The following is a 23,671-nucleotide window of genomic DNA, read 5'->3' as shown; positions in this document are numbered from 1 at the left end:
GGCGGGCGGGGGCGCATATACCCCCGGCAGGCTTGTCCGCCCCGCAGGACCCGTGATTCCCCGCATGCCCGTGACCGCGCTCATCGTCGACGACAGCAAGCTCGCCCGCCTGGTCGTGGCGAAGCTCCTGCGCCAGCTCCGCCCGGATTGGACGCTCGCCGAGGCCGGGAACGCCGAGGAGGCGCTCACCCGCCTCGACGCGGGACCGGTCGACGTCGCGCTCCTCGACTTCAACATGCCGGGCCGGGACGGCCTCGACCTGGCGGCGGACCTGCGGGCGAGGAGCCCCGGGATGCCGATCGCGGTGATCTCCGCCAACATCCAGGACGAGATCGTCGCGCGGGCCCGCGAGGTCGGCGCCACCTTCCTGGCCAAGCCCCTGACCGAGGAGACCCTGGCGGGCTTCGTCTCGGGTGCCGCCTTGCGCCTGCGCAGGGGCGGACCGTGAGCCCGGCCGCCGTCGAACTCACCCCGCTGCAGCAGGACGCGTTCACGGAACTCGTCAATATCGGGGTCAGCCGGGCCGCCGCCAGCCTGCGCAAGATGATCGGCGTGCAGGTGCTGCTCTCGGTGCCGGCGATCGAGATCGTCGCCCGGCGCGACGCGGCCCGGCTCGTCGCCGAGCGCGAGGCGTCGGACCTCGTCGTCGTCCACCAGAGCTTCGAGGGGGCGTTCTCGGGCCGCGCCCTGCTGATCTTCCCCCAGGAGACCGGGCGCGAGCTGGTCCGGGCGGTCACGGGCGACGACCTCTCGGCCGAGGAGGCCGCGGCGCTGGAGGACGAGGCGCTGAGCGAGACCGGCAACATCATCCTCAACGGCTGCCTCGCCACCATGGCGAACATGCTTCAGCGCACGCTGACCATGTCGCTGCCCGCGGTGATGCGCGGCGGCGGCGATGCGATCTTCCGGCCCGGCGGCGAGGCCGAGGACGGCGCGCTGGTGCTGTTCCTCTACATCAACTTCTCGGTGCGCGAGCGCGACATCCGCGGCTACATCGCCATGCTGATGGATCTGCCCTCGCTCGAGAATCTGCGCGTGCTGATCGACGATTTCATCGCCCGCGCGATCGGCGAGACGGGGGGCTGATGCACGCCTGCGCTGCGCCTCGGGCCGGAGCCCGGGTCCGATCATGAGCCAGGAGACCGAGGGCGCGGCCGGCGGACGAAACCCGCTCGCCGAGGCGGTCGCGGCCCTGCGCCGCCATGCCGGCCCCTTCATCACGGCCCTGGAGCGGACGCGTCAGCCGATGCTGATCACCGATCCGCGCCTCCCGGACAACCCGATCGTCTTCGTGAACGCCGCCTTCGAGGCCCTGACCGGCTACGCGGCGCGGGACCTCGTCGGGCGCAATTGCCGCTTCCTCCAGGGTCCCGAAACCGACCCGGAGACGGTCGACCGCATCCGCACCGCGGTGCGCGAGGTGCGGGACGTGCGCGCCTCGGTCCTGAACTACCGCCGAGACGGCACCCCGTTCTGGAACGAGCTCTACGTCTGCCCGGTCTTCGACGCGGCGGGCGTGCTCATCAATTACTTCTCCTCGCAGATCGACGCCACCCTCGCCCACTCGGCCCGGAGCGCCCAGGACCGCCTCTCCACCCTGGAGAGCCGCCTCGCGGAGGTGCAGCGCCACCTCGCCGTGACTCTGTCCTCGGCGGGCATCGCCGGCACCTTCGACTGGGACATCGAGAACCGCCGGCTCCACGTCGACGAGCGCTTCGCCCTGCTCACCGGGATCCCGCTCCCGGTCGATCCGGCGGGCATCCCGACCGCGGGCTTCTTCGCGAGCATCCACCCCCTCGACCGCACCCGCATCCGGCTCGCGGTGACCGGCATGCTCAACGGCGCCGAGGTGTTCGACAAGGAGTACCGCCTGCGCACGCCCGACGGCGCGGTGCGCTGGGTCCATGGCCGCGGGCGCTGCCACTACGGTCCGGACGAGGCGCCCGTCCGCTTCAGCGGCGTCCTCGTCGACATCACCGACCAGAAGCGCGTCGAGGAGCGGCTGCGGATCGCCCAGACGGCCGGGCGGGTCGGCGCCTTCGAGTACGTGCCGGGCTTCGCCACGGTGGCGGTCTCGCCGCAATTCTGCAGCCTGCTGGGCCTCATGCCGGCCGAGACGCTCGCGGTGAGCGCCGTCAACGCCCTGGTGGTCGAGGACGATTCCCCGCTCCTCGATCCCGGGCTGCGCGAGGTCGGCGAACTGCCCCCCGCCGAGATGCGCGTGCGGCGCGCCGATACGGGCGAGACCCGCTGGCTCGCCCGGCGGGGCGAGGCGAGCCGCGACACCGAGACCGCGAACCTGCGCCACGTCGGCGTCATCTACGACGTGACCGAGACCAAGGGGACAGAGGTCGCGCTGCGCGACCTCAACGAGACCCTGGAGGCGCGGGTGCGCGAAGCCATCGCCGAGCGCGAGCAGGCCGAGGAGCAGCTGCGCCAGGCGCAGAAGATGGAGGCGGTGGGCCAGCTCACCGGCGGCATCGCCCACGACTTCAACAACCTCCTCACGGGCATCGTCGGCTCCCTCGACCTGATGCAGACCCGCATCGCGGAGGGGCGGATCGAGAACCTGTCGCGCTACGCGGGCCTCGCCATGACCTCGGCGCAGCGCGCCGCGGCGCTGACCCACCGGCTGCTCGCCTTCTCACGCCGCCAGCCCCTGGAGGCGCGGCCCGTCGACGTGAACCGGCTGGTCAATTCCATGGACGAGCTGCTGCGCCGCACGCTGGGCGAGCAGATCCGCCTGGAGGTCGTGGTGGGGGGCGGCCTCTGGCTGACCCTGTGCGACCCCAACCAGCTGGAGAACGCGGTCCTCAACCTCGCCATCAATGCCCGCGACGCGATGCCGACCGGGGGCCGGCTCACCATCGAGACGGCGAACGCCTATCTGGACGACGCCTACGCGTCCCGCGAGGTCGGCGTCCGGGCCGGCCAGTACGTCTGCATCGGGGTCAGCGACACCGGCACCGGCATGCCGCCCGACGTGATCGCGCGGGCCTTCGACCCGTTCTTCACCACCAAGCCCCTCGGCCAGGGCACGGGCCTCGGCCTCTCGATGATCTACGGCTTCGCCAAGCAGTCCGAGGGTAACGTCAAGATCTACTCGGAGCCCGGCCAGGGCACCACCGTGCGGCTCTACCTGCCGCGCTACCGCGGCCCGGTCGAGGCGGCGGCGGCGCCGCGCGGGGAGGCGCCGCGGGCTGAGCGGGGCGAGGCCGTGCTGGTGGTGGAGGACGACGCCACCGTCCGTGCCCTGGTGATCGAGGTGCTGCAGGAACTCGGCTACCGGACGCTCGAGGCGCCGGACGGCCCGGCGGGCCTGCGCCTGCTGCAATCGGAGGTCCATGTCGACCTCCTGATCACCGATGTCGGGCTGCCCGGCCTCAACGGCCGCCAGCTCGCCGACCAGGCGCGGCTCGCCCGCCCGACCCTGCGGGTGCTGTTCATGACCGGCTACGCCGAGAACGCCGCCTTCGGCAACGGCCAGATCGCGCCCGGCATGCAGATGATCACCAAGCCCTTCGCGGTCGAGGCGCTGGCGACCAAGATCCGGGCGATCTTCGAGGGGTAGGGCCGGGACGGCCGCGCTCCTACGCGAGCGCGGCCTCCACCCGCTCCGACACGGCCGCCGCCCGCTCGACCGCGACGTGGATGAGGTCGTGGAGGTACATGCCCGCCGCCAGGCCGCGGTCGTAGCTCGCCCAGTGGCGGGGCAGGATCTCGACGCGGTGGCCGCCGCGCGCGTGGAGCCTGACGAGACCCGCGGCCTCGGCGGCGGCCAGCAACTGCCGCACATGCGTCCGCGAGACGCCGAAGCGGTCTCCGATCCCGGCATAGGGCGCGGCGGCGTGGGGGTAATCCGGCGCGGCCATGGCCGTGCGCAGCAACTCCGCCTGCACCACGGCGCCGGCCGCGTGGTTGAAGAACAGCATCGTGTCCGGAAGCGAGAGCAGGAGCCGTGCGCCGAGCGGCAGGAAGGCGATGCTCAGCCGCCGGTAGGCGGCGTGGACGTCCGGGTCACGCCGCAGGACCGGCCCGTAATCGTGCTCCGGGTACAGCAGCGCCAGCGGCGCGATATGGGCCGCGAGCCACTCGCGGTCGTGCGCCCTGAGCATGTCCGTGGGCCTCAGGATGCGCACGCGGCGGTCCCGGTCGGCCGGCTTGAGTTCCATGAAACCGGTCGAGCACAGCCGGGCGATCAGGGTGTCGATGTGGCGGTCGCTCGCCAGGCCGAACAGGCCCATCTCCCGCTTCAGGCGGGTGACCGTGAGCCAGGTCTCGCGCCGGGCCGGGTCGACACCCGCGTCGAGCACGCCCGCGATGTGGTAGACGAGGAACCGCCCCGACTCGATCAGAAGTCGAACCGTGAACGGATCACCGCTGTAGAGCCCGAGGAACCGGTCGAGGAAGACTTGCCGCGCCGCGGCCAGACGCGGGTGGTTGGCGATGTCCTCGAACGTCAGCCGCGGCGGCCCGCCGGCGAGGCGCTCGATCTCCGCCGTTTCCAACATCGCCCCCGGGAACGATAGCCTTTCCGGGAGGATAGTGGTCGCCGCGGATAGACGCAAACTTTTTCAGCCGCCTGCAGTGCCGGTCGGGTATCAGTCAGTCGCGCGTGGTGGCGCGGGGCAATTGGATCCCGGGTCATCTGCGGATACACATCGGACGCGCTGGGAGAGATGGCGGGTCGCCGCGTCATCTCTTCTGGCAACATCGATGATAATCTCGGTTTAAGGCAAGCTAGAAACGCCACGTTCGATCCAGGGAGGACGATCTGCGAATCGGTCTCTTCCTTTTCGCAATGAATGCTCCCCGTGAGATCAAGAGATTGAAGCAAGTCGTTCTATCGTCAGCATAGTATAAGTCTCACGCACCGCGCATCGGCGGCGCATCCAGGCGCGAAGTTCATTCTCAACGCCCGGATGGGCGTCGGACTTGGATCGCCACGCCGGCTTCACGATGTCTGGAGGCAGCACCATGGTGTCTGGATCGAATCGGACGGTCTTGATCGCGGCGGTCCTGATGCTCCTCGGCGGCGCGGCGCCCGCGCGATCGGAGCCGCCGGAGCCCCCCGCCTGGGCCTACCCGCTCAACCCCGCCCCGCCGAAGCCGCCGACGGACGACGGAGAGGTCCGACACGTGCCCGGCAGCACGGTCGGACTGACGCGGACGCAGACTCTCGACCGCTTCACCGCCGTCGACTGGCATCCGGAGGGCCACCCGCCCATGCCGGACTCGGTCGCTCACGGGCGCAAGCCCGACCTGTTCGCCTGCGGCTTCTGCCACTACCCGAACGGGCAGGGCCGGCCGGAGAATGCCGGTCTCGCCGGGCTGCCCGCCGCCTACATCATCGCCCAGACGGCGGAGATGCGCGACGGCGCGCGCCGGAGCGCGTCGCCGACGATGCTCGCGCCGGCCCTCATGCTGAAGGTCGCCGCACACGCCGACGCGCGCGAGGTGGCCGAGGCCGCGGCCTACTTCGCCGCCCTCCCCTACCGGCCCTGGATCCGGGTCGTGGAGACCGACACGGTGCCGCGCCCGGAGATCCACGGCGTGAGCGCCTACGCGGCCGCCGCGGACGGGTCGCGCGAACCGATCGGCGAGCGCATCGTCGAGGTGCCGGAGGACCGCGCCCGCACCGACCTGCGGGACGACGCCTCCGGCTTCGTCGCCTACGTGCCGCCCGGTGCGATCCAGCGCGGCCGCGACCTCGCCGCCACGGCCGCGGGGGACCGGCAGCCCTGCGGCGCCTGCCACGGCAGCGACCTTCGGGGCGGCGAGGGTCCGCCGCTGGCGGGCCGCTCGCCCAGCTACCTGTTCCGGCAATTGTTCGACATCCGGTCGGGCGCGCGCACGGGGTCCGCCGTGGAGAAGATGAAGGTCCAGGTCGCGGCCCTCGCGCCGGCCGAGATGCGCGACCTCGCCGCCTATCTCGCGAGCCTCGCGCCGTAGGGCTGCCCGCGAGCAAACGCGCGTCCCGACCCGACCGGACAGGCCCGCATTCGGAGGGCGAGGACAGGGGCGCCTCACCGGAGCATCCCTGAACGCTCCTCCCGGCCGCCAGCGGACCGGGGTCTTCACAGCAGCGACGACCTGAGACTGTTCCGTCGCCGCGCCCAAGGGCGCCGCATTCACCACCAATCCCGTGCAACCGGAGCTCACAGGCATGAACTCCCGTCGTCTCACCATCGGGCTCGCGCTTCTCGCCGCGACGGCGCGTCCGGCCCTGTCGGAGCCGCTCGATCCTTCACTCATCGCCGGCTCCTGGAAGATGACGTCCGTCTACGACCAGTTCTCGGACGGCGGCAGACGCGAGACGTGGGGCGCCGATCCGCAGGGCATGCTGCAGTTCACCCCGAACGGCATCATCAGCGTCCAGATCTCCGGCGGCGACAGACCAGCGCGTCCCAGCACCGTTCCGACCGACCCGGCCGGTCCCTTCAACGCCTATTACGGCACGTACACGATCGACGCTGCCAGTCGATCCCTCGAGGTCCATGTCCAACGGTCCAGCTGGCCGCAATGGAACGGCGCGACCCTCAAGCGGACGATTCTGGAATTGTCGCCAACCACCTTGAAGGTGGTCGGAGCCCCGATCAAGGACACGGACGGAAAAACGTTCCAGGCTCATCTGGAATTCGAGCGAATCAAGTAGAGGGCTTGGTGACACGGAATCGCGCCGCGTCCCACGACGGGCGTGGCTGGTCGTGGGATCGATCACGCCACTCGATCGGGCTGGGCGGCGTCACGCTTCGCAATCGACCAGCTCGAACCGATCCTTCCCGCCCCGAACCTGACCGCCGCAGCCGCGCACGCCTGCGTGAGGTCGCGCAAGGCGACGGTTTCCCGGAGGCCGCCCTCACCTACCTGAGCGCGCAGGAGCGGACCGCATCGCGCTCCGGGAGAGTCCCCGCATGACCGTCTTCGAGTCAGACCTGCGCAGCCTGGCGCCCGAGATCGCGCCGTCCCGCCGCACCATCATGGTGACGAGCCTCGCCACCGGCTTCGCTATGGCCGTCCAGCCCATCGCCGCCCAGACCGCCATCACCACGGACGCGGCCGGCCTGGAGGCGGGCGAGGTCAAGATCCCGACGCAGGACGGGTCGATCCCCGCCTACCGCGCCATGCCGGCGAGCGGCGGCCCCTTCCCGGTGGTGCTGGTGGTGCAGGAGATCTTCGGCGTCCACGAGCACATCAAGGATGTCTGCCGCCGCCTCGCCAAGCTCGGCACCCTGGCGGTCGCGCCCGAACTCTACGCCCGCCAGGGTGACGTCTCGGGCATGACCGACATGGGCCGGATCATGCGCGACGTCGTGGCCAAGGTGCCGGACGCGCAGGTGATGGGCGACCTCGACGCGACGGTCGCCTTCGCCAAAGCCTCGGGCCATGGCGACACCGCGCGGCTCGGCATCACCGGCTTCTGCTGGGGCGGGCGCATCGCCTGGCTCTACGCGGAGCACAACCCGACCCTGAAGGCCGCCGTCGCGTGGTACGGGCGCCTCGCCGGCGACACCACGCCGCTGCAGCCGAAGAACCCGGCCGATCTCGTGGCCGAGTTGAAGGCGCCGGTGCTGGGCCTCTACGGCGGGGCGGATCAGGGCATCCCGGTCGCGACCGTGGACGCGATGCGGCAGGCCTGTGCCCAGGCGGGCAAGACCTGCGACCTCGTCGTCTATCCGGACACGCCCCACGCCTTCAACGCCGACTACCGCCCGAGCTACCGGCCCGGGCCGGCGAAGGACGGCTGGGAGCGGATGCGGACGTGGTTCCGGGAGCACGGCGTGGCCTGACGGCCCCGCCGGGCCGGATCAGGCGGCGGCGCGGGTGGCCGCCGCGGCCGGCTGGTGCGCGGCGTCGAGATCCCCCGCCGCGCGGGCGACCTCCTCGGGAACCTCCTCCTCCGAGCCCCACCAGATCGTGTCGCCGTTGCTCATCCGCGCGTAGCGGGCGAGGCCGTAGGTACCGATCTCGACGATCCGCCCGCGCAGACGCGTGCCCAGAATGCCCAGCATCACCGGAGTTCCTTCCCATGCTTCGCTGATAACCGGCGCAGCGGCCCGCGGGTTCGATCGATCGCGCATCCGGCCGGCCGGGGCGCGGTGTGTGCGCCAGCGCACCGATCGGGCGCCGGCCGCCATGGCGGGGTCACAGCCTGGCCTCATGTCTGCGCCGGCGCAACTCGAGTGAGGTGGTCATGAGCACCGTCATCGCACGGCTCGTCGCGAAGGCGATCCGCGACCTCGACCTCCGCCTCGACGTCCCGTACGGCCTGGAGCCGGCCGACGCGGAGGCCTTCGCCCGCGCGGCGATCGCCGCCTACGGGGATGCTCTGGCCTCCGCCGGCCTGGCGATCGTCCCCCTCGCCGCCGCCGAGCGCCTGCGCGCGCAAGACGGCCGGCCGCACGACGACCGCCCGGCCGTCCGCGACGAGCGGCAGGTCTCCGGCCGCAAGATCCTGAACGCGCGGCTGCGGCCCTATCGCGCGGTCGGCGGCCGGCGTGGGTGAGGATCCAGGTGAATGAGCCGGAGCGGGAACCGGCGCAGACCGGTCCGCAGGGAGAAAAGGCCGAGTAGGGGGCACGCCGTCACCGCCCTGAAGGAACGTCCATGCGCGTCCTCCTCCGATGCGTCGCCGTCTCGGTCCTGATCCTCGCCGCGGCGCTGGTCCTCACCGGCCGTCCCGGTCCCGCGCCGGCGCAAACCGGCTCCTGTCCGCCCGGCACGAAGTTCGCGGCCGGCGCCTGCGTGCGGTCCTGTCCGGGCGGCTACGAGGATACCGGCCGCAGCTGCGTCTACCGCAACGAGGGGCACTGAGGCCTCCGATCCTTGCGCCCACGCAACACGGGAACCGCCGGACGCAATCCTGCTGAAACGCCGGATGGGCAGGGATGGACGGCCGGCGGATGGGCCGGCTGCTTGCGACGGAGGGCGCGGATGACCGGCACCGAGGCTCCCACGCTGGCCGACCTGTTCAAGGCCCGCTCGCTGACCGACCAAGATCTGAGCGCGGCCGTGACGGCCTACTTCTCCGATCCGCGGCCCGGCCCGCGGGAGATCGCCCGCGGGATCCGGCTCGACATCGCGGCGGCGATCGCGGCGCACGACTGGGCGCGGACCGTCGTCGCGGACGAGACGATCATCGCCACGGCGCGCCGGAACGCCGTGCGCGCGGCGATCCTCCGGGCGCGCCCGCTCTGATCCGTCAGGGCGCCTCTCCCTCGCCGTCGATCACCCGGCGCGCGAGGCTTGGCGCGAACCCCGCCCGTGCCAGCGCGGCGACGTCCCGCTCGCGGGCCTCGGCCCGCGCCTCGGCGCGTCGCCAGGGGCCGAGGCGGCGCCGACGGGCCAGCGCCCGCGCGGCCGCCTCCTCGTCGTCGCTCCCGGCCTCCTCGCCGTGGGCGGCAAGCGCCGCCCGGACCGTGTCGCGGTCGACACCCTTCGCGGCGAGCCGCGCCTCGATCGCCCGGGCGGAGCCGCCGCGGCGGCGCAGGCTGCGCACCTTGGCATCCGCGAAGGCCGCGTCGTCCACGAGGCCGGCCCGGACGGCCTTGGCCACGACCTCCTCGACGAGCGGGGCGTAGGCGGCCGGGTCCTCCTGCCGCAGGCGGCAGCGGGACTCGACCCGGCGCAGCAGCACCCGCCGCAGCATCGCGGTCGAGGCGCCGTAGCGCTCGAGATAGGCCAGGGCCGACCGCTCCAGCGCGGCGGCGGTCGGGGCCCGCGCCGTCTTTCCGCCATCCCGGTCGGCATTGTCTCTCGTCGCCGGGATCGCGGACGGGTCCTCCGGGGTTCTGGTCCGCATCCGGTGCGAGGCGCGATGTCCGGGATATTCCACAGGCGCGACACCTTTCTGCTGGCCGGCTGCCTGGTGATGGCGGCGCTCGCGGCCCTGGTCTTCGTGATGACCCGCCCGACCACCCTGCGGGTGGCGGTGGGGCCGCGGGACGGCGTCGAGGCGCGGCTGATCGAAGCCTACGCGGAGGCGCTCGCCCGGGGTCAGGAGGATATACGCCTCAAGGTCGTGCCCTACGACGACGTGCGCGACAGCGCCGCGGCCCTGCAGGAGGGCCGCACCGACCTCGCGGTGGTGCGGCCGGACGTCAAGCTCCCGGAGAACGGCCTGACCCTGGCGATCCTCCACGACGAGGCGCTCGTGGTGGCCGCGCCGAAAGCCGCCGGCATCACCGATGTCCCGGGCCTGACGGGCAAGCGACTCGGCCTCGTCGGGCGGCACGGGGCGGACCTGCCCTTCGTGACCAGCCTCCTGACCTACTACGACCTCGCGGCCGCGCCGGCCGATCGGGCCGGGACGCCCGGGACCGTGGCCCTGGTGCCGCTGCGGGCCGAGGAGGTGACGGCGGCGGTGGCGAGCGGGCGCGTCGACGCGGTGGCGGTGATCGCCGCCCCCTCCTCCCGCTGGGCCGGGCACGTGGTGCGCGCCGTCGAGGCCGCGGCGCCCGAGCACAGCGCCGACCTCGTGGCGGTGCCCGACGGCGACGCGATCCTCCAGCGGCTGCCCGAGCTCCAGACCGTGACGATCCCGGCCGGCACCTTCGGGGGCCGTCCCAAGCGCCCGGCCGAGGAGGTGCACACGGTGGGAGCCTCCTACCGGCTGATGGCCCGCGCCTCCCTCGACCGCGACACCGCCGCGCGGGTGACCCAGCACCTGTTCGAGCTGCGCTCGCGGCTCGCCGCCCGCACCACCGCGGCCAATCTCGTCAAGGCGCCCGACTTCGACAGCTCGGTGGCCGCGACCAGCGCCCGGCTCCCCAACCACCCGGGCGCCGTCGACTATTACGAGCGCGAGCAGCAGACCTTCCTGCAGCGCTACGAGGACTGGATCTACCTCGTGGCCTTCTTCGGCGGCGGCCTCGGCTCGGCCGGCGCCTGGATCGGCCAGCGCCTCGCCCGCGAGAAGCGCGCCCGCATCGACGGGGTGCTCGACCGGCTGCTCGGCATCCTGTCGGAGGCCCGGGCGGCGTCCGACCTCGCGACCCTCGATGCGCTCGCGGTCGAGATCGACGGCCTCGTGGTCGACGTCGTCGGCCACGCAAGGGCGCACGACACGGACATCCGCACGATGAGCGCGCTGATCCTGGCGGTCGATGCCGCCCGCGCGGCCATCGCCGATTGCCGCCGCGGCCGCGATGACGCACCGTCGCGGGAGCGCTCGGCGCAGCTGCTGACGCTGCACGCGCCGGGCGCCTGATCCCGCGCCCTCCCTCCGCAGGTCTCCCACGCAATGGCCGATTCCCTCGACTGGACGGGGCCGCCGCTCGTCGCCCTCTACGGCGCGCTCGCCTGTGCGGCGCTGGTCCTCGTCCTCGTCCTGCGCAGCGCCTGCCGAGGCTCCGCCGAGCTCCCGGCCGGCCCCGGGATCGGGCTCCTCGACCTCGCCTACCTGGCAGCGGGCCCGCAGCGGGCAGCCGACCTCGTGGCGCTCGCCCTGGTGGCGCGCGGGGGCGCGTCGGTGGCGCCGGCCGGGCAGCGGCTCCTGGTCTGGCCCCACCGGCCGCCGCTCCCGGCACAGCTCGAACCGCTTCGGCCCGGGCCCGGGGACCGCAGCCGGGCGGAGCTGACCGCGTCCCTCGGCGATCCGCTGGCGCGGCTCGCTGCGGAACTCGCGGCGCGCGGGGTCGCGCCGGCGCCGGCGCGGCTGCAACGGACCCGCCTCGCCGGGATCGCGATCCTCGGGGCGGTCGTGGCCCTCGGGGCGGCCGGGACGGCCCTCGCCCTCGCCCGCGGCCGCCCGGCCGGTCCCCTGGCTCTCCTCACGGTCGCGACCGGTCTCCTCGGCGGCACGGCGCTGCTGCGCCCGCTCCGGCGCACCCGGGCGGGCGACCGGGTCGTCCGCGCCTACCGCGCGCGGCAGGCGCGCGCCGCGCGGGCGCCGCGCCCCGACGAGGTGCTGTTCGCCTTCGCAGTGTCCGGGGTGCTGGCGCTCGCGGGCACCGACCTCGCGGGCTTCGCCGCCTTTCTGCGCGGGGGTGACGGGAGCGGCTGACCGCCGGCGCCGGCTCAGGGCGGGCCGGCCCAGAGCCAGATCGCCAGCAGGGCGGGGGCCAGGAGGGCTCCGAAGGGAATCTTGTCGGTCCGCCGCAGGGGTCGCGCCCGCAGGCGGCCGATCCCCACGAGGGCGAGGCCCGCGAGGCTCGCGAGCAGGAGGGCCCAGGCGAAGCCTTCCGGGCCGACGAGCAGGCCCCCGGCCGCGGAGAGCTTCACATCGCCGAGACCGATCCCGTCGTGGCCGCGGCGCCGGTAATAGGCCTCGCGCACGAGCCAGATCGCGCCGCCGCCGAGCAGGGCGTCGAGGAGGAGCGCCGCCCCCTCCCCGGCGGTCCCGCCCGCGGGCAGCCGGGCGACCGCGCCGGCAAGGCCGATCGCCAGGACCGCGCCGTCCGCGATGGTCAGGCTCGCCACGTCCTGCCAGACCACCTGCGCCGTCGCCAGGAGCAGCGCCAGGACGAGGGCCGCGGCCGGCACCGGGGCGGGGCCGAGCCAGAGGGCCGGACCGATGAGGAGCAGGCAGAGCGGCAGGATCCAGCGTCCCGCCCGGCGGGCGGGCGGGAGGGTCGCCACGGGTTCGGCGGCGGGCGGAATCATCCTCGAAGCCGGGTCGCGGCAGAGGCCGGAGCGTGACGGATCGGGGTCAAGCGCGGATCCCCGCGGTGCCGGCGGGAGCTCCGACTCAGTGCCGGGCGCCGGCCAAAGCCGCGACCGCGTCGTCCTGCCTCCGGATCCGGCGCGGGATTCCGACGCTGCGTCCGAGATCCTCCGGCCGCGGCAGGCGGGCGTGACAGGCCTTCATCACCGCGAGGTTCGTCAGGATGTCGGGCGGGAAGGGCGCCACCCGGCGGGTGGTCGCATCCACGTGAAGCGACAGCGTCTCGGAGGCCGCCGCCACCCAGCCCTCCTGGGCGTGCCGGATCTCGGAGTAGAAGTGGATCCGCTTCTCGTCGAAATCGACCAGTTGCAGGGTGACCCGCACGCGGTCCTCCAGCACCAGCTCCCGCCGGTAGCGCACGTGGACCTCCGCGGCGAAGATGGTGGCCCGCCGCTCCTCGATGTATTCGGGTCCCAGGCCGACGATCTCGAAGGCCTCGTCGACCGCTCGGTCGAAGAGAACATGGTAATAGGCCATGTTGAGATGGCCGTTATAGTCGATCCAGCCAGGTTCGATCGGCATCGTCGAGGAGACGAACGGCGCGAAGAAGAACACCGAGGCGTGACGCTCGTCTGCCATGGGGGGCCTCCGGGCAGGCGCGGGGGGATCTCAGGTCAACGGCATCCGGGGTAGCACGCTCATCCGAAAGGTCTACCCCCCGGGAAGACCGGTCCTATGCGGCCAAGCTGGCTGGCCAAGGCTTGACCGTGATATTTGCACAACAATCCGGCACCGGCGACATTGTGCCGCAAGTGGTGTGACAGGCGGGTGAAGGGCGCGTAGGAGGCGTGGGAGACGAGCCGGACGCCGCAACGCGCCGGACGCGGACCGGGAGGAGAGTGAGGAAACATGAACGCACCGAGCCCTGCCCCCTCCCGCGAGCGCGCGAGCCCGGAGACCGTGGCGGCGGTCACGGCCGCGCTGGCCGCGCAGTTCGGGAACCGCCTCGTCACGTCGCAGGCCGTGCGCGAGCAGCACGGCAGCACGCTCACCTGGGTGCCGAACCAGCCGCCGGACGCGGTGGTCTTCGCGCAATCCACCGAGGACGTGCAGGCGATCGTCCGGATCTGCGCGGCGCACCGGATGCCGGTGGTCGCCTTCGGCACCGGCACCTCGCTCGAGGGCCACGTGAACGCGCCCTACGGCGGCGTCTCGATCGACCTCTCGGAGATGAACCGGGTGCTCGCCGTGCACGCGGAGGACCTGGACTGCGTGGTGCAGCCGGGCGTGACCCGCAAGGCCGTGAACGAGCACCTGCGGGACCAGGGGCTGTTCTTCCCCATCGATCCGGGCGCGGATGCCTCGCTCGGCGGCATGGCGGCAACGCGGGCCTCGGGCACCAACGCGGTGCGCTACGGCACCATGAAGGACAACGTGCTGGCGCTCACCGCCGTGCTGCCGAACGGCGAGATCGTCCGCACCGGCTCGCGCGCGCGCAAATCCTCGGCGGGCTACGACCTGACGCGGCTCCTCGTCGGCTCGGAGGGCACGCTCGGGATCATCACGGAGCTGACGCTGCGCCTCGCCGGGATCCCGGAGGCGATCTCGGCGGGCGTCTGCCCCTTCCCGACCATCAAGGCCGCCGCCGACGCGGTGATCATGACCATCCAGTCGGGTCTGCCGGTGGCGCGGATCGAGCTCCTCGACGAGGTGCAGGTCGCGGCCTGCAATGCCTACTCGAAGCTCACCCTGCCCGAGACGCCGCTGCTGCTGGTCGAGTTCCACGGCTCGGAGGCCGGCGTCGCCGAGCAGGCGGAGCGGTTCGGCGAGATCGCCGCGGAATTCGGGGGCGGCCCCTACGAGTGGGCCACGAAGGCGGAGGAGCGCTCGCGCCTCTGGCAGGCCCGCCACGACGTCTACTGGGCCGCGAGCGGGATGCGGCCCGGCGCCAAGGTGATCGCCACCGACGTCTGCGTGCCGATCTCGCGGCTCGCCGAGTGCGTGGACGCGACCAAGCGCGACATCGTGGAGAGCGGGATCATCGCGCCGATCGCCGGCCATGTCGGGGACGGCAATTTCCACACCTCGCCGCTGGTGATGATGGACGACCCCGACGAGATCGCCCGGGTCACCGGCTTCATCGAGCGCCTCGTCGCCCGGGCGATCGCCATGGAGGGGACCTGCACGGGCGAGCACGGCATCGGCCAGAAGAAGATGCGCTTCATGGAGATCGAGCACGGCCCCGCCGCCCTCGACCTGATGCGCAGCCTCAAGCGGACGATCGACCCGGACAACATCATGAATCCGGGGAAGGTCGTGGCGTTCTGACGGCAAGGGGCGCCATCACCCTCCCCCGCAGAGGGGGGAGGGGTCGCGGCGCGCTCACCTCACCGCGCGCCGCCCCCACCGGCCGTCGGAGGTCGACAGGGCGCCCTGGCGGCGATCGATCATCGCGACGAGGAAGCGATGGACGGGATCGCCGCGCCTTGCACGCGAGCGATCGTCGTAGCCGTGCAGCACGGCCTCAAGCGCCACGATGCACTCCGCGGGACGGCCGAAGGCCGATTCGAGCTCGTCCAGGGCGTCGGCGATGAGGGCCGTCACGCCCGTATCCGTGAGGAAAGAGGCGTGGTCGAGCCTGCGCAGGCAATGGGTCACCGGATCCGTCACAGCCGTTACCTGAGTGGCCGCCCCCAACAAAGGTAAATAGCCCTAGACGCCGATCGAATCCACCCGCGTCCGGGCCTGACGGCCCGGCCCAGCGGGCGCGCGGGCGCGGGCTCCCCGGCCGCATCCTTATGCGTCCTTTATAAGATCGTCCCCCGGTTCGTCTCGATTCCTAACGGGCTCCCGCACCATCTTCCGCGACGGCCAACCCGCCGGACGCAGTCGTCCGGAGTGCAAGGGCCGACCTGATCGGACAACAACCATGCTCGACATCGTCTTCGTCGCGGCGGGACTGGCGTTCTTCGCCGTCTCGGCGGGCTTCGTCGCCCTCTGCGACCGTCTCTGAGGGCGCGCGATGACCCTCGATCTCGCGCTCGGCGCCCTCGTGACGGCGGGGCTCCTCGTCTACCTCACCTACGCCCTCCTCCGCCCCGAGCGGTTCTGAGGGACGAGAGACTTGCCATGACCCTCAACGGTTGGATCCAGATCGCGCTCTATTGCGCGGTCGTCCTGGCGCTCGTCAGGCCCCTCGGCCTCTACATGACGCGCGTCTTCACGGGAGAGCGGACCTTCCTGTCCCCGCTCCTCGCGCCCATCGAGCGCGTCCTCTATCGGGCCGCCGGTCTCGACGCCCGCCAGGAACAGACCTGGCTCGGCTACGCGGGCGCCCTGGTGCTGTTCCACGTCTTCGGCTTCCTGGTGCTGTACGGCATCCTGCGCCTGCAGGGCGCGCTGCCCTGGAACCCGGCCGAGCAGGGGGCGGTGGCGCCCGACCTCGCCTTCAACACGGCGACGAGCTTCATCACCAACACCAACTGGCAGAATTACGGGGGCGAGAGCACGCTCTCCTACCTCTCCCAGATGCTGGGGCTCACCCATCAGAACTTCCTCTCGGCGGCGGCCGGCATCGCCGCCGCGGTGGCCCTGATCCGCGGCTTCGCCCGGGCCTCGACGCGCACGCTGGGCTCCTTCTGGGTCGACCTCACCCGGGCCACCCTCTACGTGCTGCTGCCGCTCTGCATTCCCTACACGCTGTTCCTGGTCTGGCAGGGGATGCCGCAGACGCTCAGCGCCTACGCGGACGCCACCACGCTGGAGGGCGCCAAGCAGACGATCGCGCTCGGGCCGGTGGCGAGTCAGGTGGCGATCAAGATGCTCGGGACCAACGGCGGCGGCTTCTTCAACGCCAACGCGGCGCATCCGTTCGAGAACCCGACCGCCCTGTCGAACTTCGTCCAGATGGTCTCGATCTTCGCGATCGGGGCGGCGCTCACCAACGTCTTCGGGCGCATGGTCGGCGACGAGCGCCAGGGCTGGGCGCTGCTCGCCGCCATGGGCGTGCTGTTCCTCGCCGGCACCGCACTGACCTACTGGGCAGAGGCGAATGGCAGCCCCGTCCTCTCCGCGCTCGGCCTGTCGGGCGGCAACATGGAGGGCAAGGAGGTCCGCTTCGGCATCGCCGCCTCGGCCCTGTTCGCGGTGGTCACCACCGCGGCCTCCTGCGGCGCCGTCAACGCCATGCACGATTCCTTCACGGCGCTCGGCGGCCTCGTCCCGCTCGTCAACATGCAGCTCGGCGAGATCATCGTCGGCGGCGTCGGCGCGGGCCTCTACGGCATGCTGATCTTCGTGGTGGTGGCGATCTTCGTCGCCGGACTGATGGTCGGCCGCACTCCCGAGTACCTCGGCAAGAAGATCGAGGCCAAGGAGGTGAAGATGGCGATGCTCGGCATCCTCTGTCTGCCGCTGATGATGCTGGGCTTCACCGCGCTCGCCACCGTGCTGTCGGCCGGGCTCGCGGGGCCCGCCAATGCCGGCCCGCACGGCTTCACGGAGATCCTCTACGCCTACACCTCGGCGGCGGCGAACAACGGCTCGGCCTTCGCGGGCCTCTCCGGCAACACCCTGTTCTACAACACCACGCTGGCGATCGGCATGCTGGTCGGGCGCTTCTTCGTGAAGATCCCGGCGCTCGCCATCGCGGGCTCGCTCGCGGCCAAGAAGACGGTGCCCGCCTCCGCCGGCACCTTCCCGACCCACGGCGGCCTCTTCGTCGGCCTCCTCGTCGGCGTGATCCTGATCATCGGCGGCCTGACCTTCTTCCCGGCCCTGGCGCTCGGCCCGATCGTCGAGCACCTCGCCGGCGCGGCCGGCCAGACCTTCGCCACGGGAGGCTGAGATGGCGGACATCGTCACGCTGAGGGCGGCGCGCCGGCGCGCCGCCCTGCGCCGGGGCCTCGCCCTGCACCGGCCGCGAGCCGGGACGGCCCCGCCCCGCACGCTCGACGTGGTGCTGGCGATGGTGGGGGTCAGCCTGCTCGGCGCCCTCGCGCTCTCCGCCGCCATCCTGCTCGCCGGGCGCGGCCTCGCGCCCTGACCGCGCGGCCTCACCCATCAAGTATCGGGACAGAATCTTCAGGCTTCCATGTCCGCCTCCTCCCCTGTTCCGGACGACTGAAGCGACAGCAGAAGGAGATCCGGAAACCAGCGCAAGGACTCGCCGCGAAGCGGCTCCTGATCGACCAGGGCGCTCAAAGCAGTCGCCTCGCGGAGTCTTGTGCTGGTTTCCGGGTCGCATTCCGCTGGCGCTGCATGCGCCCGGAAAAGGGGGAGAAGGATGTGAACTTTCCAAAAGCCTCTTCCAGGCCTTCACCCCTTTCCCTTTCGGACAACCCTCATGCCCCGCCAGACCTCCTCCCTCCTCAGCGCCGCCCTCGTCGGCCCAGCGCTCATCGGCGCGGTCCGCAAGCTCGACCCACGCCTCCTGATCAAGAACCCGGTGATGTTCGTGGTCGAGGCGGTCGCCGCGCTCACCACGATCCTGTTCGTCCGCGACCTCGCCGCGGGCGCGCCGAACCTCCTGTTCACCGGCCAGATCATCCTCTGGCTGTGGTTCACGGTGCTGTTCGCCAACTTCGCCGAGGCGATCGCGGAGGGCCGCGGCAAGGCGCAGGCCGAGTCCCTGCGGCGCACCCGCACGGAGACGACTGCCAAGCTCCTGACCGGCCCCGCCGCCCTGCCGGGCGGCCCCCGCGGCGTGTCCCGGGTCGTGCCCGGCACCGGCCTCAAAGTCGGCGACGTGGTGCTGGTCGAGGCGGGCGACCTCATCCCCTCCGACGGCGAGGTGATCGAGGGCGTCGCCTCGGTCAACGAGGCGGCGATCACGGGCGAGTCGGCGCCCGTCATCCGCGAATCCGGCGGTGACCGCTCGGCGGTCACGGGCGGCACGCAGGTGCTCTCGGACTGGATCCGGGTGCGCATCACCGCGGCGGCGGGCTCGACCTTCGTCGACCGGATGATCGCCCTCGTCGAGGGTGCCGCGCGCCAGAAGACCCCGAACGAGATCGCGCTGAACATCCTGCTCGCCGGGCTCACGCTCATCTTCGTGTTCGCGGTGGCCTCGATCCCGAGCTTCGCCGCCTATGCGGGCGGGGCGATCCCGGTCGTGGTGCTGGTCGCGCTGTTCGTGACCCTGATCCCGACCACGATCGGGGCGCTCCTGTCGGCGATCGGCATCGCCGGCATGGACCGGCTGGTGCGCTTCAACGTTCTCGCCATGTCCGGCCGGGCGGTCGAGGCGGCGGGCGACGTCGACACGCTCCTCCTCGACAAGACCGGCACGATCACGCTCGGTAACCGGCAGGCCACCGCCTTCCACCCGGTGCGGGGCGTCTCGGCGCAGGACCTCGCCGACGCGGCCCAGCTCGCCTCGCTGGCCGACGAGACCCCGGAGGGCCGCTCCATCGTGGTCCTCGCCAAGGAGATCCACGGGATCCGCGCCCGCGACATGAGCGGCCTCAACGCCACCTTCGTGCCCTTCACCGCGCAGACGCGGATGTCGGGGGTCGACCTCGACGGGTCCTCGATCCGCAAGGGGGCGGTCGATGCCATCATCGCCTCCCTGGCCGGCCCCCCCGCGGCGAGCCGGGGCTCGAACGCGGCGCTGGCGTTCCGGCCGGAGGTCGAGGGCACGGCGGTGGCGGAGATCCGCGCGATCGCGGAGGAGATCGCCAAGGCCGGCGGCACGCCGCTCGCGGTGGCCCGGGACGGGCGGCTCCTCGGCGTCGTGGCCCTGAAGGACATCGTGAAGGGCGGCATCCGCGAGCGCTTCGCGGAGCTGCGCCGGATGGGCATCCGCACGGTGATGATCACCGGGGACAACCCGATGACCGCGGCCGCCATCGCGGCCGAGGCGGGGGTCGACGACTTCCTCGCCCAGGCGACGCCGGAGGACAAGCTGGCGCTGATCCGCCGGGAGCAGGCCGAGGGCAAGCTCGTCGCCATGTGCGGCGACGGCACCAACGACGCGCCCGCCCTGGCCCAGGCCGATGTCGGCGTCGCCATGAACACCGGCACCGTGGCGGCCCGCGAGGCCGGCAACATGGTCGACCTCGATTCCGACCCGACCAAGCTCATCGAGATCGTCGGCATCGGCAAGCAGCTGCTGATGACCCGCGGCGCACTCACCACCTTCTCGATCGCCAACGACGTGGCGAAGTACTTCGCCATCATCCCGGCGATGTTCGTGGTGCTCTACCCGCAGCTCCAGGCGCTCAACGTGATGGGGCTGGCCTCGCCGCAGAGCGCGATCCTATCGGCGATCATCTTCAACGCCCTGATCATCGTGGCGCTGATCCCGCTGGCGCTGCGGGGCGTGCCCTATCGGGCGATCGGCGCGGCCGCGCTGCTGCGGCGCAACCTGCTGATCTACGGGTTGGGCGGCATCCTGGTGCCCTTCGCGGGGATCAAGCTCATCGACCTCGCGGTCAGCGCCCTGCACCTGGCCTGAACCTCACCCTCCTCACTCTGGCGCCCCTTTTCCGGGCGCATGCAGCGCCAGCGGAATGCGACCCGGAAACCAGCACAGGAAGACGCGAAGCGACCGCCTTAATGCAACGGTGCAAAAGCAGAGCCGCTCCGCGGCAGATTCCCGTGCTGGTTTCCGGATCTCCTTCCGCTGTCGCTTCAGTCGTCCGGAAAAGGGGAGTGTGTGAGGAAGGTTACCTGCCAATCTCTCCGAGACGTCAACACTTCGTCCATCCGAAAGCCACTCCCATGCTGCAGCACCTTCGCCCCACCCTGGTCGTCGGCGTCGCCCTGACGCTCCTCACCGGCCTCGCCTACCCGCTCGCCATGACGGGGCTCGCGGGCCTGCTGTTCCCGGCCCAGGCCGCCGGCAGCCTCGTCGCGCGCGATGGGACGGTTGTCGGCTCCGCCCTGATCGGCCAGTCCTTCGCGAGCGAGCGCTATTTCCAGGGCCGGCCCTCCGCCACCACGGCCCCCGATCCGGCCGACGCGTCGAAGACCGTGCCGGCCCCGTACAACGCGGCGAATTCCGGCGGCTCCAACCTCGGCCCGACGAGCGCCGCCCTCGCCGACCGGGTCAAGGCCGACGTCGCGCGGCTCAAGGCCGAGAATCCCGGCGCGCCGGTCCCGGTCGACCTCGTCACCACCAGCGGCTCGGGCCTCGATCCCGACATCTCCCCCGAGGCCGCCCTGTTCCAGGTGCCGCGCATCGCCCGGGCCCGCAATCTCCCGGAGGATCGCCTGCGCGCCCTCGTGGCGGGGCAGGTGCAGGGCCGCAGCCTCGGCCTTCTCGGCGAGGCCCGGGTGAACGTGCTCGCCCTCAACCTCGCTCTCGACGGGCTTGCCCGCAACTAGGCGCCGCGCCACGCTCCCGGACATGTCCACGCCCCGCGACCCTGCCCGCCCCTCGCCCGACGCGCTGCTCGCCGCCGCGCGCCGGGAGGAGGGCGCGCGCGGGCGCCTCAAGGTCTTCCTCGGGGCGGCGCCCGGCGTCGGCAAGACCTACGAGATGCTGACGATCGGGCGGGCGAAGCGCGCGGCCGGCCTCGACGTGGTGGTGGGCGTGGTCGAGACCCACGGAAGGGCCGAGACCGAGGCCCTCCTCGACGGGTTCGAGGTGATCCCGCGGCGGCGCGTGCCCTATCACGGCGCCGTGCTGGAGGAGATGGACCTCGACGCGCTCCTCGCCCGCGGGCCGCGGATCGCCCTCGTCGACGAACTCGCCCACACCAACGCCCCGGGCTCGCGCCACCCGAAGCGCTACCAGGACGTCGAGGAACTGCTCGATGCCGGCATCGACGTGCTCACCACCCTCAACATCCAGCACGTGGAGAGCCTGAACGACGTCGTCGCCTCCATCACCCGCATCCGCGTGCGCGAGACGGTGCCGGACGGGGTGCTCGACCGGGCCGACGATATCGAGGTGGTGGACCTCAACCCGGACGACCTGATCCAGCGTCTGAAGGACGGCAAGGTCTACGTGCCGGCCAACGCCGAGCGGGCACTGCGCCACTACTTCTCGCGGGGCAACCTGACGGCTCTGCGCGAACTGGCGCTGCGGCGCACCGCCGACCGCGTCGACGACGAACTTCTCAGCCACATGCGGGCCAACGCCATCGCGGGTCCCTGGGGCGCGGGGGAGCGGGTCCTGGTCTGCGTCAGCGAGGATCCGCGCGCGGCCGGGCTGGTGCGCTACGCCAAGCGCCTCGCCGACCGGCTGCACGCGCCCTGGACGGCGCTCGCCGTCGAGGGGCCGCGCAGCCTCGCCCTGAGCGAGGCCGAGCGCGACCGGGTCGCGGACACGCTGCGCCTCGCCGACCGCCTCGGAGGCGACGCGGTGACGGTCCCGGGCGGGCGGCGCATCGCCGACGACATCCTGGCCTATGCGCGCTCGGCCAACGTCAACCACGTGGTGGTGGGCAAGTCGGACCGCTCGCGCCTGTTCGAACTCGTCAACGGCTCGGTGGTGCACGACCTCGTGCGGCGCTCAGGCGTGATCAGCGTCCACGTGGTGGCGGGCGAGGCCGCGGAGGCGCCGCCCGTCCCGCGCAAGACGGTCGCGACGGCCGCCCCCTCCTCCGCCCTCGCGCCGCGCCCCTACGGGATCGCGCTCCTGGCGGTGAGCCTCGCGCTCGGCGCGGCGCTCCTCGGCGAACCCTATCTCGGCGTCGAGAACGCCGACCTGTTCCTGCTCACCTCCGTGGTGGCGGTGGCGGTGCGCTACGGGCTCGGCCCCTCGCTGCTGGCCGTCGTCGCCGCCTCGCTCGCCTACAACTTCTTCTTCCTGCCGCCGGTCTACACCTTCACCATCGCCGACCCGACCAACGTCGCGGCCTTCGTGCTCTTCACCCTGGTGGCGGTGCTGGTCTCGAACCTCGCGTCGCGCTCGCAGCGCATGGCCGCGGTGGCGCAAGGTCGCGCCCGCGCCACCGAGCGGCTCTACGGCTTCTCGCGCAAGCTCGCGGGCTGCGGCACCCTCGACGACGTGCTCTGGGCGACCTGCGCGCAGGTGGCCGCGATGCTGAAGGTTCGGGTCGTGCTGCTCCTGCCGGAGGCCGGGCGCCTCTCGGTTCAGGCCGGCTACCCGCCCGAGGATCGCCTCGACGAGGCGGACGTGGCGGCGGCGAAATGGGCATTCGACAACGATCGGCCGGCGGGACGGGGCGCCGACACGCTCCCGGGCGCCAAGCGCCTGTTCCTGCCGATGCGCACGGGGCGCGGCACGATCGGGGTGATCGGGCTCGACGCGGACGGGGCGGGCCCGATCCTGACGCCGGAAGGCCGCCGCCTCCTCGACGCGCTGGCCGACATGGGGGCGCTCGCCATCGAGCGGGTGCGCCTCGTGCAGGACCTCGACCGGGCCGAGCGCGCCGCCGAGACCGACCGGCTGCGCCAGGCCCTGCTCACCTCGATCTCCCACGACCTGCGCACGCCGCTGGCCTCCGTGCTCGGTGCGGCGACGACCCTGCGCGACCTCGATGCCGCCCTGCCGGCGGAGGCGAAGGGCGACCTCCTGGCGACGGTCATCGCCGAATCGGAGCGGCTCAATCGCTTCATCGCCAACCTCCTCGACATGACGCGGCTGGAGGCCGGCGCGGTGGCGCCGAACCTCGGGCCCCAGGATGTCGGGGAGATCGTGGCGACGGCCCTGCGGCGGAGCGAGGGGGCGCTCGCCGGCCACCGGGTGGCGCTGGATCTCTCCCCCGACCTGCCGCTCCTGCGCCTCGACCCGGTGCTGTTCGAGCAGGTGCTGGTGAACCTCCTCGACAACGCCGCCAAGTACGCCCCCGAGGGCACGACCGTGACGATCCGCGGCCGGGGGGAGGGGGCGATCCTGCGCCTGCAGGTGCTCGACGAGGGCGAGGGCCTCCCCGAGGCCGACATCGAGCGCATCTTCGACAAGTTCTACCGCGTCCGGAAGGGCGACCGGGTGCGGGCCGGGACGGGGCTGGGTCTCGCCATCGCCCGCGGCTTCGTCGAGGCGATGGGCGGCACGCTCACCGCCGCGAACCGCCGCGACCGGGCGGGCGCGGTCTTCACCCTGATGCTCCCGGTCCCGGCCCGGGACGCCGCCCCGACCATCGCCGCGTGAGG

The 23,671-nt window shown here is 72.4% G+C and carries 24 protein-coding genes; 18 read left to right on the top strand and 6 right to left on the bottom strand.

What is annotated here, in order from left to right:
- The first annotated feature begins 64 nt into the window (after positions 1-64).
- The 3 genes from ACW9J6_RS08295 to ACW9J6_RS08285 are packed head-to-tail and all read left to right on the top strand — an operon-like array spanning position 65 to position 3,571.
- Positions 65-448 carry a response regulator transcription factor gene (locus tag ACW9J6_RS08295; protein ID WP_457115983.1) on the top strand — a complete coding sequence of 128 codons (384 nt, stop codon included), beginning with the start codon at positions 65-67 and terminating at the stop codon, positions 446-448.
- Positions 445-1,086 carry a chemotaxis protein CheX gene (locus tag ACW9J6_RS08290; protein ID WP_457115982.1) on the top strand — a complete coding sequence of 214 codons (642 nt, stop codon included), beginning with the start codon at positions 445-447 and terminating at the stop codon, positions 1,084-1,086. The genes ACW9J6_RS08295 and ACW9J6_RS08290 overlap by 4 nt, the downstream gene beginning before the upstream one ends.
- A 43-nt stretch (positions 1,087-1,129) precedes the next feature.
- Positions 1,130-3,571: a PAS domain S-box protein gene (locus ACW9J6_RS08285; RefSeq protein ID WP_457115981.1), complete on the top strand. Its 2,442-nt coding sequence runs from the start codon at positions 1,130-1,132 to the stop codon at positions 3,569-3,571.
- A 19-nt stretch (positions 3,572-3,590) separates the two neighbouring features.
- Here ACW9J6_RS08285 and ACW9J6_RS08280 read toward each other — a convergent pair whose 3' ends face one another.
- Positions 3,591-4,511, bottom strand: coding sequence for a hypothetical protein (locus tag ACW9J6_RS08280; protein WP_457115980.1), 921 nt, complete (start codon positions 4,509-4,511; stop codon positions 3,591-3,593).
- Between the two features lie 466 nt (positions 4,512-4,977).
- Here ACW9J6_RS08280 and ACW9J6_RS08275 point away from each other — a divergent pair, with 466 nt between their 5' ends.
- The 3 genes from ACW9J6_RS08275 to ACW9J6_RS08265 all read left to right on the top strand — a co-directional run bounded on the left by ACW9J6_RS08275 (position 4,978) and on the right by ACW9J6_RS08265 (position 7,790).
- Positions 4,978-5,952: a c-type cytochrome gene (locus tag ACW9J6_RS08275; RefSeq protein ID WP_457115979.1), complete on the top strand. Its 975-nt coding sequence runs from the start codon at positions 4,978-4,980 to the stop codon at positions 5,950-5,952.
- A gap of 214 nt (positions 5,953-6,166) precedes the next feature.
- A complete protein-coding gene (locus ACW9J6_RS08270) occupies positions 6,167-6,655 on the top strand; it encodes a lipocalin-like domain-containing protein (protein ID WP_457115978.1) in 489 nt (162 codons plus the stop codon).
- Between the two features lie 259 nt (positions 6,656-6,914).
- Positions 6,915-7,790, top strand: a complete 876-nt coding sequence (locus ACW9J6_RS08265) for a dienelactone hydrolase family protein (protein WP_457115977.1) — start codon at positions 6,915-6,917, stop codon at positions 7,788-7,790.
- Between the two features lie 18 nt (positions 7,791-7,808).
- Here the strand turns inward: ACW9J6_RS08265 and ACW9J6_RS08260 are convergent, their stop codons facing one another.
- Positions 7,809-8,012, bottom strand: coding sequence for a hypothetical protein (locus ACW9J6_RS08260; RefSeq protein ID WP_457115976.1), 204 nt, complete (start codon positions 8,010-8,012; stop codon positions 7,809-7,811).
- Between the two features lie 182 nt (positions 8,013-8,194).
- On the opposite strand from ACW9J6_RS08260, the gene ACW9J6_RS08255 reads away from it, so the two are divergent.
- The 3 genes from ACW9J6_RS08255 (at position 8,195) to ACW9J6_RS08245 (ending at position 9,198) form a co-directional block, all read left to right on the top strand.
- Positions 8,195-8,506 (top strand): hypothetical protein, encoded by a 312-nt coding sequence (locus ACW9J6_RS08255; RefSeq protein ID WP_457115975.1) that lies wholly within the window; start codon positions 8,195-8,197, stop codon positions 8,504-8,506.
- A gap of 101 nt (positions 8,507-8,607) precedes the next feature.
- A complete protein-coding gene (locus tag ACW9J6_RS08250) occupies positions 8,608-8,814 on the top strand; it encodes a hypothetical protein (RefSeq protein WP_457115974.1) in 207 nt (68 codons plus the stop codon).
- Positions 8,815-8,934: 120 nt separating this feature from the next.
- Positions 8,935-9,198 (top strand): hypothetical protein, encoded by a 264-nt coding sequence (locus ACW9J6_RS08245; RefSeq protein WP_457115973.1) that lies wholly within the window; start codon positions 8,935-8,937, stop codon positions 9,196-9,198.
- 4 nt (positions 9,199-9,202) lie between these two features.
- Here the strand turns inward: ACW9J6_RS08245 and ACW9J6_RS08240 are convergent, their stop codons facing one another.
- Positions 9,203-9,802: a regulatory protein RecX gene (locus ACW9J6_RS08240; RefSeq protein WP_457115972.1), complete on the bottom strand. Its 600-nt coding sequence runs from the start codon at positions 9,800-9,802 to the stop codon at positions 9,203-9,205.
- Between the two features lie 15 nt (positions 9,803-9,817).
- Between ACW9J6_RS08240 and ACW9J6_RS08235 the strand changes: the two genes are divergently transcribed.
- Together ACW9J6_RS08235 and ACW9J6_RS08230 are read left to right on the top strand one after the other, a co-directional pair.
- Entirely contained in the window at positions 9,818-11,209 is a 1,392-nt protein-coding gene (locus ACW9J6_RS08235) for a TAXI family TRAP transporter solute-binding subunit (protein WP_457115971.1), read from the top strand.
- A 33-nt stretch (positions 11,210-11,242) separates the two neighbouring features.
- On the top strand, positions 11,243-12,004 hold the full coding sequence (locus ACW9J6_RS08230) for a TIGR04222 domain-containing membrane protein (protein WP_457115970.1): 762 nt from the start codon (positions 11,243-11,245) through the stop codon (positions 12,002-12,004).
- Positions 12,005-12,018: 14 nt separating this feature from the next.
- Here ACW9J6_RS08230 and ACW9J6_RS08225 read toward each other — a convergent pair whose 3' ends face one another.
- Together ACW9J6_RS08225 and ACW9J6_RS08220 are read right to left on the bottom strand one after the other, a co-directional pair.
- Positions 12,019-12,603, bottom strand: a complete 585-nt coding sequence (locus tag ACW9J6_RS08225) for a prepilin peptidase (RefSeq protein ID WP_457115969.1) — start codon at positions 12,601-12,603, stop codon at positions 12,019-12,021.
- A gap of 85 nt (positions 12,604-12,688) precedes the next feature.
- Entirely contained in the window at positions 12,689-13,243 is a 555-nt protein-coding gene (locus ACW9J6_RS08220; RefSeq protein ID WP_457115968.1) for a thioesterase family protein, read from the bottom strand.
- Between the two features lie 270 nt (positions 13,244-13,513).
- Between ACW9J6_RS08220 and ACW9J6_RS08215 the strand changes: the two genes are divergently transcribed.
- The gene (locus tag ACW9J6_RS08215; protein ID WP_457115967.1) at positions 13,514-14,932 is read left to right on the top strand and encodes an FAD-binding oxidoreductase; all 1,419 of its coding nucleotides are present in this window, start codon (positions 13,514-13,516) and stop codon (positions 14,930-14,932) included.
- Positions 14,933-14,986: 54 nt separating this feature from the next.
- On the opposite strand, the gene ACW9J6_RS08210 is transcribed toward ACW9J6_RS08215, so the two are convergent.
- Positions 14,987-15,208, bottom strand: a complete 222-nt coding sequence (locus ACW9J6_RS08210; RefSeq protein WP_457115966.1) for a hypothetical protein — start codon at positions 15,206-15,208, stop codon at positions 14,987-14,989.
- Between the two features lie 418 nt (positions 15,209-15,626).
- Between ACW9J6_RS08210 and ACW9J6_RS08205 the strand changes: the two genes are divergently transcribed.
- From ACW9J6_RS08205 to ACW9J6_RS08180, 6 genes are all read left to right on the top strand, one after another.
- Entirely contained in the window at positions 15,627-15,716 is a 90-nt protein-coding gene (locus ACW9J6_RS08205; RefSeq protein WP_457115965.1) for a K(+)-transporting ATPase subunit F, read from the top strand.
- Positions 15,717-15,733: 17 nt separating this feature from the next.
- Positions 15,734-17,449: a potassium-transporting ATPase subunit KdpA gene (kdpA, locus tag ACW9J6_RS08200; RefSeq protein WP_457115964.1), complete on the top strand. Its 1,716-nt coding sequence runs from the start codon at positions 15,734-15,736 to the stop codon at positions 17,447-17,449.
- A gap of 1 nt (position 17,450) precedes the next feature.
- Positions 17,451-17,648 (top strand): hypothetical protein, encoded by a 198-nt coding sequence (locus tag ACW9J6_RS08195; RefSeq protein ID WP_457115963.1) that lies wholly within the window; start codon positions 17,451-17,453, stop codon positions 17,646-17,648.
- 300 nt (positions 17,649-17,948) lie between these two features.
- Entirely contained in the window at positions 17,949-20,060 is a 2,112-nt protein-coding gene (kdpB, locus tag ACW9J6_RS08190) for a potassium-transporting ATPase subunit KdpB (RefSeq protein WP_457115962.1), read from the top strand.
- Between the two features lie 266 nt (positions 20,061-20,326).
- The gene (locus ACW9J6_RS08185; RefSeq protein WP_457115961.1) at positions 20,327-20,932 is read left to right on the top strand and encodes a K(+)-transporting ATPase subunit C; all 606 of its coding nucleotides are present in this window, start codon (positions 20,327-20,329) and stop codon (positions 20,930-20,932) included.
- A gap of 22 nt (positions 20,933-20,954) precedes the next feature.
- Positions 20,955-23,669, top strand: coding sequence for an ATP-binding protein (locus ACW9J6_RS08180; protein ID WP_457115960.1), 2,715 nt, complete (start codon positions 20,955-20,957; stop codon positions 23,667-23,669).
- The last annotated feature ends 2 nt before the right edge of the window (positions 23,670-23,671 follow it).

The sequence above is a fragment of the Methylobacterium sp. JK268 genome (genome assembly GCF_054052225.1).
This window is presented reverse-complemented; position numbering and strand designations above follow the sequence as displayed.